Consider the following 10,033-nt stretch of genomic DNA (forward strand, 5'->3'; position numbering starts at 1 on the left):
TTAGTGCATATGCTTGCTCTTGGCCCTGCTTAAGACGGATACTGGATGGAATTAATGACATACAATTAACAGGGGATGAAAGAGGAGTCATGCGTTTTTTACAAGCTTATCCAAGGGAAATCAAGGTATTCCTGATTGCCAGCCTTATTAATGCCACCGGCAGTGCGCTGATGTGGCCCCTCGTAACCATGTACGTATTCGATGAACTCGGCCGCAGCATGAAGGATGCCGGCATTGTACTGCTCATCCAGTCCCTTGGCGGAATTGCCGGACAGCTGCTTGGCGGCTCGCTGTACCATAAGGTAGGCGTCCAGCGGCTGATTGTCGGCGCCCTGGCTCTCAATGCGCTGGCGCTGTTCTCCCTTCCGGCGGCGAGCGGGAACTGGCATCTGTTCATCGCCGCTATGGGGCTGGTGGGATTGTTCAACTCACTGTCGCTGCCGGCGATCCAGGGGTTTGTCGGCTTCCGGTTTGCCGAAAGGCGCGGAGAGTTATTTAATATAATCTATGTCGCCAACAACATCGGGGTTGCACTGGGCACCTCCCTTAGCGGCTTCCTCGGCAACTACATGCTGAGCTTTGTGCTGAATGGCGTGACGTCAGCGGTATTTGCGGTCTTCTTCCTGTTCTACCTGCGGAAGGTCGGGACGTCCGCTCCACAGGAACAGTCGGCGGCGAAGAAAGCTCCGCAGCCCGGCCCTTCAGGCTGGAAACTGATGGGGCACACGCGTATCTATCTGTACATGTCCATCGGGTCGATGTTCCTGCTTGTCGGGAACTCCATCTGGAATACGGGAGTATCGCCGTATATCATCTCGGAAGGCTGGCCGAAGCAGACTTACGGCTTCCTGTGGACGCTGAACGGGATTCTGATCTTTGCCGCACAGCCGGTTATCAGCCTCATCAAACGCTGGTTCGCCGCGACGGCTACCTCGCAGATGACGGCCAGTGCGGTCTTCTACTTAAGCGGTTATGCCGTTATTCTGCTGATGCCAAGTTATGCCGGCCTGTTCCTGGCCATGCTGCTGGCCACGCTCGGCGAAATGCTGATCTCGCCCGCGACGCCGGCCTTTATCTCTGATCATGCGGGGCGCAGCGCGCCGTTCTATCTGGGGTTAAGCGGGGGCATTGGTGCCGTGGGCCGGGTTATCGGGCCTTACCTCATGGGCATCCAGTTTGACCGGGGCGGCCTTGCTCCGACCGGCTGGCTGGCTTGCGGGATGGCTGTGCTGTCCGTCGGCTTTTTCCTGATTCATGCCTATATCAATCGTTCATCCCGCGTACTGGAGCAGCGTGCAGCCTGACAGTCGGGCACACACTGCGCAGCAGCGGCCTGTACGGAGACGATGAAGAGGCAAGGCAAGGAGTGTAAAGAAATGCAACAGATCAATAAGGGCTCGCTTACGATCCGCCCCTCGGAAATGAAAGATGTCCGGGAGCTGATCATGCTTGATCATATGATTTGGACCGAAGAGACGACGCCGGGACCGCTGATGTGGCGGTCGCGGGAGGATTATCTGCTGCATGCGCCGCCGGGGTCGCAGCTGGTGGCCCTGCAGGACGGTGAGCTGTGCGGGTATGTCGGGTTCGGCTGCCCGACCGGAATGGAGAGCCACCGGCATGTCTGCGAGATCAATATCGCCGTGCATCCGCGCTATCAGCGCAGGGGTGTGGGCAGGGCGTTGATCTCCGCGATCAAGCGGCATGCGGCGGAGAACGGCATCCGCAAGCTGCGGCTGCGGGTGCTGTCGAGCAATGCGCCCGCCATGGCATTTTACCGTAAATGCGGATTTGCCGAGGAGGGGCGGCTGCGGGAGGAATTTTATCTCGGCGGCCAATATGTCGATGAGGTGTTCATGTACTGTATGCTGACAGGAGGCAATGAAGATGGAAGTGATCTCGCTTAATGTAGGAAAGCCTATCACCGTGGACTACCGGGGGAAGCCGCTGGAGACCGGAATTTATAAACAGCCCGTAGAAGGCGCGGTATCTCTTGGTGCGGAAGGCTTTGCTGGCGACGGGCAGGCTGATCTGGTCAACCACGGAGGGCCGGACAAGGCTGTCTGTGTGTATCCAATCGAGCATTATGCTTACTGGGAAGAGCAGCTGGGCAAAAAACTGGAATACTCCGCCTTTGGCGAGAATATTACGGTCAGCGGGCTGCTGGAGACCGAGGTATGTATCGGCGACGTATACGAGATCGGCACGGCGCTGCTGCAGGTAAGCCAGCCCAGGTTCCCCTGCTTCAAGCTCTCGCAAAAGCACGGTGCAGCCGATATGCCGGCCAAAGTGCTGTCTACGGGCTACAGCGGCTTCTATTTTCGCGTGCTGCGGGAAGGGGCCATTGCTGCCGGAGACACAATAGTTAAGCAGGAGAGCGGTGCGGGCAGCCACAAGGTCAGACGCGTGCTGCATATGATGCAGCACGGACGCCGGGAGAAAGAGGGCTTGGCGGAGCTGGCCGAACTGGACACACTTGCGCAAAGCACGCGCGACGATTTCAAGAGCTGGCTGGAGCGGGAATAGGAAGCGGGCAGATGCCGCTCATCCGGCAAAGTCAGGCCGGCAAACGCCAGAACCCCCGGCACGGGTATGCCGGGGGTTTGTGCTGCTGTTTAAGCTGCTATCAGCCGATCCTCTTCCATTCACTGCGGAGAAGGCCATAGACGGCATGGTTCACATATCCGTCCGGCAGCTTCTCCGCCTCACGGATGACGCCCTCGAAGATAAAGCCCAGGCGCTCGGGAATCGCCCGGCTGAACCTGTTGGCGGTGGCGCAGCGGATTTCGACCCGGTTCAGCTCCATCTCAAGCAAGGCGTAATCAATGAAGACCCGGCAGGCACTGGTCATATAGCCGTTGCCTTCATAGCCTTCGCCAAGCCAGTAGCCGATGCCTACCGACCGGTTGTGCCAGTCGATCTCATGGAAGCCGATAATGCCGGCCAGCTCACCCCGGACCCACAGGCCGGCGGTGAAGCCGCCGTTATCCGTCCCCTGCTTGATGGCATTCTTGACAAAGACGGCGATATGCGACTCTTCAGTCACGCCGTCTACCCAGGGGAGCCAGCGTCTAAGCCGTGGCCGCGAGCGCTCCACCAAGGCGAACATGGGGCGGGCATGATCCGGCATGAGCAGCTTGAGTGCCAGATCATCATCAATGGCATAATAGAACAAGGCGGTCTGTCTCCTCTCCTCAGGGTCAGTCCGGCAGTGCTTAACGCTTGCGCCATTCCAGGGCGTAGAGGTCTTCCTCCAGGCCCTGCATCCGCTGCTGCACCATGGTGCGGCAATCGCCCAGCGCTCCATTGTAAATATGCGGTCCAAGCTCCTGCAGGAAGAATTCCAGCAGATTATCGGCCGCAAGTGCGCCGATTTCTTCTCCCCGCTCGGTTTCAAAATAAGCGCGGATATTCTCCGTAATCCGCTCGCGCTGCTCTCTGGGCAGCTTCATGGGCTTCATGCCAATCTCCCCTTTACAATCCTGTTGGATGATGCGGATGATACGAATGATACGTCAAGCCTGTATGATTCCCATGCTACTCCATCGCCCGGAGCGAAGTCAAAGGGAAGCTGCGGCGACATCGCCCCTGCCATTTTATTGAACATTCCACGCTTAACGGGTATATTAATAGGAAGCATGCTCACACGTTAGGGGCAATAATATTACAGAAGGAAAGGTTGATCACTGTGGAGAACCGTGTTACCCCCTCCAATTTCATCAAGAATATCATCACCGAAGATCTCCGCTCGGGCAAAGTCAAGGAAGTTGTTACCCGCTTCCCGCCGGAGCCCAACGGTTATTTACATATCGGACATGCCAAAGCGATCTGGATCAACTTCACACTCGCCGATGAGTTCGGCGGCAAGACGAATTTGCGCTTCGATGACACCAATCCGCTGAAGGAAGATACGGAATACGTAAATTCCATCAAGGAGGATGTGAAGTGGCTCGGCTACGAATGGGAAGAGCTGCGGTTCGCCTCCGATTATTTCGCAGAGATGTATGAGCGCGCCGAGCTGCTGATTCAGAAGGGCAAGGCTTATGTCGATGACCTTACCGCTGATCAGATCCGTGAATACCGCGGCACCCTGACCCAGCCGGGCCAAAACAGTCCTTACCGTGAGCGCAGCATCGAGGAGAATCTGGACCTGTTCCGCCGGATGCGGGCAGGCGAGTTCAAGGACGGCGAGAAGGTGCTCCGCGCCAAAATCGACATGTCCTCCCCGAATATCAACCTGCGTGATCCGGTCATCTACCGCATTACGCATTCGCATCATCATAATACGGGAGATGCCTGGTGCATCTATCCGATGTACACCTTCGCGCATCCGCTGGAGGATGCAATCGAGCATGTCACCCATTCCCTCTGTTCGCTGGAGTTCGAGGATCAGCGTCCGTTCTACGACTGGGTCATCGCCGAATGCGACATGCAAGCCGAGCCGCATCAATATGAATTCGGCCGCCTCAATCTGGCCCAGACGGTGACCAGCAAGCGCAAGCTCAAGCTGCTCGTCGATGAAGGCCATGTGGACGGCTGGGATGATCCGCGCATGCCGACGATCTCCGGACTGCGCCGCCGCGGTTATACGCCGGAAGCAATCCGCAGCTTCGTGCATGAGACGGGGATTTCCAAGAGCCAGGGCCTGGTCGATCTGCAAATGCTGGAGCATTTCATCCGTGAAGACCTCAAGCTGACAGTGCCACGGACGATGGCCGTGCTGCGGCCGCTGAAGGTCGTCATCACCAATTACCCGGAAGGGCAGACCGAATATTTCGAAATCGAGAACAACGTGGAGAATCCGGAGATGGGCAACCGGCAGATTCCGTTCTCGCGTGAAATTTATATTGAACGTGACGACTTCATGGAGAATCCGCCGAACAAATATTTCCGGCTCTTCCCCGGCAATGAAGTGCGCCTGAAGAACGCCTATTTCATTAAATGCACCGACTTTGTGAAGGACGAGAACGGCGAAGTCGTGGAGCTGCACTGCACCTATGATCCCGAGACGCGCAGCGGCAGCGGATTTACCGGCCGCAAGGTAAAGGGGACCATCCACTGGGTGGACGCCAGCCAGGCTGTACCGGCTGAATTCCGTCTCTATGAGCCGCTGATCTCGGCCGAAGAGGCCGACAGCGACGCCGAGGTTGAGGGTCTGGAGACTGCCGAGGGCAAGCCGGAGCCTAGCTTCCTCGACCAGCTCAATCCGAATTCGCTGCAGATTCTGCACGGCTTCGTGGAGCCGGGCCTGAAGGACAGCGTGCCGCAGGACAAGTTCCAGTTCTTCCGCCACGGATATTTCAATGTGGACAGCAAGTACTCGACGCCGGGACAGCCGGTGTTCAATCTGGTCGTGTCTCTCAAAAGCTCGTTTCAGCCCGGGAAATAAACCCCGTAAATAACCCCACAAAGTGAAGTGAACCTCTGAGGATTATTCCAAATACTTTGCGGGGACCCCGGGAAACCTCTGCGGAATAAGAAAGCAACAAAAACAACAGGCTTGGCTCTTTCCTTACGGATGGAGCCAAGCCTGTGTTATTTGAGGTGCTTAGTTGCTGGAAGCCGGGTGCTGCAGCAGGGCATCTTCCTCCGTCTCGGCCGGCGGATGGTAGCTGCCGCGGCTGACGAACAGCCACATAAAGGCAAAGCCCAGGGTCCCGATCAGGGTGAGGAAGCCGGCGGAGAGGTACATATTCTGTGCCCCCAGATACTGATACAGCCAGCCGCCGAGAATGCCGCCGAGAATGCCGGACACGCCGCTCCAGCACAGGGTGTACAGGGCTTGTCCCGAGGAACGGTACGGCCGGGGAACGAGCAGCATGGTCAGCTGGGTACCGACATAGAAGAAGCCGCCGAAGGTAATGCAGTGCAAAATCTGAATGAAAGCGACGCTAAGCGGCGTGGTCGCCCCGGCCATCAGCCACCAGCGGAGGACGAACAGCGCACTGACCAGCGCCAGCCAGCCGAGCAGCACAGAAATCCGGCGCTTCAAATACCGTCCGCAGAGGAGCAGCACGCCGTACTCCAGAATCGAGGAGAGGAAGACAGCTAGACCGATAATTGATTTGCTGCCGCCAAGCTCCGTAATATACAGTGAAACGAAGGTATTGTTCATCGTGTTGGGCAAGGCCACAAGCATCCCGAAGAAGATGAAGCCCAGAAAGAACGGGTGGCGGAAATGCTGCTGCAGTCCCCGGAAGGGCAGCGGTGCGGTTCCAATTGAGGCCTTCAGCTTCGGCAATGCCACCAGTGCCAGCATGGCCGCGCAGAGCAGCGCCGCGAACAGATAGGAGAGCACGGATACGCCCGCCCATTCGATAATGGGACCGGCGGTGATCGCCGTGAGCGCCCAGCCGAGCGAGCCCCAGACCCGGAAGGAATTAAAGCCGTGGCGGGTCCCTTCAATATAGCTTAGAATCAGAGTGTTGCTCTGTGCGAACAACGGTCCCTGAAAGAAATAAAAAAAGAGGATGGAAACGTACACCATCTCATATGTATGGGCCTGGAACACCAGCTGCGACAAGACCAGCGTGCCTGTGAGCATCATCAGAACGATCCGCGGGAGATTCTGGTAGCGGTCGCTCCAGATACCCCAGAACGGGTTGGCGATAATCGACACAAGCGCCCCGACCGACATGACGCTTCCGATCTCAAGCTTGTTCATTCCGACATCCTGCAGGTACAGCGGAAAGAAGCTGGTAAAGAGTACGACAGTTCCATAGACGAAGAAGTTGAACCATTTCAGTGAAGGAAGAGAAGGCTGCTTATCAAGGTTCGCCCGCAAATTAGGCACTCCTTTCTGCCAGATGCCGTGCATTTCATATTATATGTCTGCCGCTAAACATGCCTGCTTCCTTCACTGTATCATTTGTTGTAAAGGGATACAAACCAACTTTTGTGGAGATTTACAAATCAATGGGAAAGAGGTGGGCAAAGATGAAGATAACAGGTGTAATTCTGGCCGGCGGCGCCTCCCGGCGCATGGGGACAGACAAAGCGCTGCTGGAGGCCGGAGGCCGCCCGCTGTTAGCCGTCTGCGTGTCCGTTCTGTCGCGGGTTGCCGGGCCGGTCGTGATCGCCTGCGGGCCGGAGGTCCGGGAGGGCTACCGTTTCCTGGGACTTCCGCAGGTTCCGGACCGCTACCCGGGACTTGGACCGCTGGCCGGACTCCAGGCTGCGCTCACTGCCGCGCCCGCATCCGCCGAATGGATCGCTGTACTGGCCTGCGATCTCCCGCTTGTGCCGGAGGAGCTGCTGCACTGCATGCTGGAGCTGGCCCGCGGCCGGGCCGGGCTCCAGGCAGTCGTTCCGGCCGGCGAAGACGGACGGGTGCAGCCGCTCATCGGGCTATATCACCGCAGCGTGCTCCCCGGCCTTACGGCGGCGCTGGAGAGCGGCCGGCTGCGGGTAATGGACTGGCTGGCGGAGCTTGCAGTCCATTACCTCCGGGAGAGCGAATATCCGGGTGAGCGGCAGGCTTTTGCCGAGGCGCTGCTGAATGTGAACAGACCGGAGGATTTAGAGCTGGTGCGCATGAGGTTAGAAGGGCCGGGGAATTGAAGCGGGAGCCCGTCCGGCAGTTTAACTTCCGTTTAAATGGCGGAAGTATACTAACTGCAGGATTATCCTGAGAAGTCGGTGAGAAGAGGGGACAGAAGATGGCTAGAATACTCGTAGTGGACGATGATCCGCATATCCGCGAGCTGGTGGAGGTGTTCCTGAAGGCGGAGGGCATGGATGAAGTGCTTGCCGCAGCCGATGGAAGAGAAGCGCTGGCGCTGATGGAGGAGAAGGGGGCGGATCTGGCGATTATCGACATCATGATGCCGAAGATGGACGGCTGGGAGCTGTGCCGGGCGCTGCGGCAGAAATATGATCTTCCCCTTCTTATGCTGACAGCCAAAGGCGAGACCACGCAAATTGTGAAGGGCTTTGAGCTGGGGGCAGACGATTATCTCGTCAAGCCCTTTGAACCTCCGGTGCTGATGGCAAGGGTCAAGGCCCTGCTGAAGCGGTACCGGATTTCGGCTGCACAGAGCGTCACTGTCGGCAGGCTGCGCATGAACCGGCAGACCTACGAGATTTCCTCGGAATATGGCGAAATGACGCTTCCGCTGAAGGAATACGAGCTGCTGTTCAAGCTGGCGAGCTACCCCGGCCAGACGCTGACCCGTGACCGGCTGATCGAGGAAATCTGGGGCTATGATTACGAGGGGAACGAGCGAACGCTGGACGTGCATGTTGGGCGCTTGCGCGAGCGTTTTCCGAAGGAGAAATACGGCTTCAGCATCCGCACAATCCGCGGACTGGGCTACCGGCTGGAGGGCAACACGGAATGACCAGACTGCAGATGGTAATCAAAGCGACCTTGGGTGTAATGGCCTGGAGCGCCCTTTTATATCTATTGTGGAACGGCTCTTATTTCGGTGTGGAGTGGCTGATTCAGCATTATCATTGGCAGCTCTCGGCATATAATGCGTATTTGCTGGTGATGGTGGGACACTTCGTGCTGCTGATTGTTGGCGCCGGAATTATCGCCTTTGCTACGCGCGGCAAAGAACGCGCCTTCTATATCCCGATCATTACGGCGATCCGGCAAATATCCAAGGGGGATTTCCAGGTCGCCCTCCAAAATGATAAGCGCTACGGCCAGTTCGGCGAAATTGTGGAGGGCATCAACGAGATGGCCAGCGAGCTGAGCCGGATGGAGACCATGCGCCAGGATTTCATCTCGAATGTCTCGCATGAAATCCAGTCGCCCCTGACCTCGATCCGCGGCTTTGCCCGTGCGCTGCGCAGGGAGGATCTAAGCCCGGAGACCAAGCGCCATTACCTCGACATTATCGAAGCGGAGGGAAGCCGCTTGTCGGGCCTTGGCGATAACCTGCTCAAGCTGTCGGCACTGGAGGCGGAAAGCGCCCCGCTCGAAATAAAGACCTACCGGCTTGACCGGCAGCTGCGGGATATGATTCTGGCCTGCGAGCCGCAATGGCTCGGCAAGGACATCGAGGTGGAGGCGGAGCTGGAGGAGCTTGCGGTACCCGCTGTGCAGGATTTGCTGAGCCAGGTCTGGACGAACCTGCTGCATAACAGCATCAAGTTCACGCCGCCGGGCGGACACATTACGGTACGGCTGCGGCGGGACGGAGACTCCGCCGAAGCGGAGGTCTGCGATACCGGCATCGGCATCGCGGAGGAAGATCTGCCGCGCATCTTCGAGCGTTTCTACAAGGCCGACAAGGCCCGCAGCGCCAGCGGCGGCGGCAGCGGGCTGGGCCTGTCTCTCGCCAAGAAGATCGTCGACATTCACGGCGGCACGATCAGCGCCTTAAGCCGCCCCGGCGAGGGTACGGCGGTAAGGGTGCGCCTGCCGCTGGAGCGGCGGGGATGATAGCTGAGAGCTGCACAGGCATATTATCCGGGATAATATACCTTGATGCATGCCGCTAGGGTGCGCAGTTGCCAGACACTGAGACACGGCTTGGCCGCTGCCGGGCCTGTTAAGCTAATCGGCAACTATTAACTAAGATAAGCTGAACTTATGAGTTACCCGCATGAGGCGGGAAGGTGGCTCCAATCAAGTTGCGGGCTTCCAGCGGTAGCCGTCCGTTCGTTACTGCTATGTGCGGTGCGATGAGGGCGTTAATAACGCGAACAGGGCGATAGACAACACAGTACCGGCCGACCGTTACTAAATGTAGGCGAAAAACCGACCACAATGGGCTGGCGCGAGGGTAAAAGGGCCAAATGTAGGTGAAAAACCGACCATAATGGGCCACCGCGAGGGTAAAAGGGCTAAATGTAGGTGAAAAACCGACCATAATGGGCCACCGCGAGGGTAAAAGGGCTAAATGTAGGCGAAAAACTGACCACAATGAGCTAGTGCGAGGGTAGACGGGCCTGGTGTCTCCACAGCCCCCTAATTAAGTTGGAGCCCTCCCCACGAAAATGTAGACTTAATACATGGAGGAGGATGAGCTTAATGGGAAAAATGTCCGCACAGAGAGAAAAGGCTGCACAAGAGGTCTTGTCT

Annotated in this window: 10 protein-coding genes; 7 read left to right on the forward strand and 3 right to left on the reverse strand. The window is 57.6% G+C overall.

Annotation, left to right across the window (positions count from 1 at the left end):
* Positions 1–89 precede the first annotated feature (89 nt).
* The 3 genes from F1379_RS13105 to F1379_RS13115 all read left to right on the forward strand — a co-directional run bounded on the left by F1379_RS13105 (position 90) and on the right by F1379_RS13115 (position 2,526).
* On the forward strand, positions 90–1,304 hold the full coding sequence (locus F1379_RS13105) for an MFS transporter (protein WP_150270262.1): 1,215 nt from the start codon (positions 90–92) through the stop codon (positions 1,302–1,304).
* A 72-nt stretch (positions 1,305–1,376) separates the two neighbouring features.
* The gene (locus tag F1379_RS13110; RefSeq protein ID WP_150270264.1) at positions 1,377–1,907 is read left to right on the forward strand and encodes a GNAT family N-acetyltransferase; all 531 of its coding nucleotides are present in this window, start codon (positions 1,377–1,379) and stop codon (positions 1,905–1,907) included.
* Positions 1,882–2,526, forward strand: coding sequence for an MOSC domain-containing protein (locus F1379_RS13115; protein ID WP_203457091.1), 645 nt, complete (start codon positions 1,882–1,884; stop codon positions 2,524–2,526). The genes F1379_RS13110 and F1379_RS13115 overlap by 26 nt, the downstream gene beginning before the upstream one ends.
* 100 nt (positions 2,527–2,626) lie before the next feature.
* On the opposite strand, the gene F1379_RS13120 is transcribed toward F1379_RS13115, so the two are convergent.
* Positions 2,627–3,175 (reverse strand): GNAT family N-acetyltransferase, encoded by a 549-nt coding sequence (locus tag F1379_RS13120; RefSeq protein ID WP_150270268.1) that lies wholly within the window; start codon positions 3,173–3,175, stop codon positions 2,627–2,629.
* A gap of 40 nt (positions 3,176–3,215) precedes the next feature.
* The gene (locus tag F1379_RS13125) at positions 3,216–3,461 is read right to left on the reverse strand and encodes a DUF2164 domain-containing protein (RefSeq protein ID WP_150270271.1); all 246 of its coding nucleotides are present in this window, start codon (positions 3,459–3,461) and stop codon (positions 3,216–3,218) included.
* A 227-nt stretch (positions 3,462–3,688) separates the two neighbouring features.
* Here F1379_RS13125 and F1379_RS13130 point away from each other — a divergent pair, with 227 nt between their 5' ends.
* On the forward strand, positions 3,689–5,389 hold the full coding sequence (locus F1379_RS13130) for a glutamine--tRNA ligase/YqeY domain fusion protein (RefSeq protein WP_150270323.1): 1,701 nt from the start codon (positions 3,689–3,691) through the stop codon (positions 5,387–5,389).
* Between the two features lie 159 nt (positions 5,390–5,548).
* On the opposite strand, the gene F1379_RS13135 is transcribed toward F1379_RS13130, so the two are convergent.
* Entirely contained in the window at positions 5,549–6,793 is a 1,245-nt protein-coding gene (locus F1379_RS13135) for an MFS transporter (RefSeq protein WP_239004659.1), read from the reverse strand.
* A 143-nt stretch (positions 6,794–6,936) separates the two neighbouring features.
* Here F1379_RS13135 and mobA point away from each other — a divergent pair, with 143 nt between their 5' ends.
* The 3 genes from mobA to F1379_RS13150 all read left to right on the forward strand — a co-directional run bounded on the left by mobA (position 6,937) and on the right by F1379_RS13150 (position 9,391).
* Positions 6,937–7,560 (forward strand): molybdenum cofactor guanylyltransferase, encoded by a 624-nt coding sequence (gene mobA / locus F1379_RS13140; protein ID WP_162551153.1) that lies wholly within the window; start codon positions 6,937–6,939, stop codon positions 7,558–7,560.
* 98 nt (positions 7,561–7,658) lie between these two features.
* Positions 7,659–8,339: a response regulator transcription factor gene (locus F1379_RS13145; protein ID WP_150270278.1), complete on the forward strand. Its 681-nt coding sequence runs from the start codon at positions 7,659–7,661 to the stop codon at positions 8,337–8,339.
* Positions 8,336–9,391, forward strand: a complete 1,056-nt coding sequence (locus F1379_RS13150; RefSeq protein ID WP_150270280.1) for a sensor histidine kinase — start codon at positions 8,336–8,338, stop codon at positions 9,389–9,391. Before F1379_RS13145 ends, F1379_RS13150 begins: the two co-directional genes overlap by 4 nt.
* The last annotated feature ends 642 nt before the right edge of the window (positions 9,392–10,033 follow it).

The sequence above is a fragment of the Paenibacillus tepidiphilus genome (assembly GCF_008635795.1).
In the GTDB taxonomy this organism is placed as follows: Bacteria; Bacillota; Bacilli; order Paenibacillales; family Paenibacillaceae; genus Paenibacillus_AQ; species Paenibacillus_AQ tepidiphilus.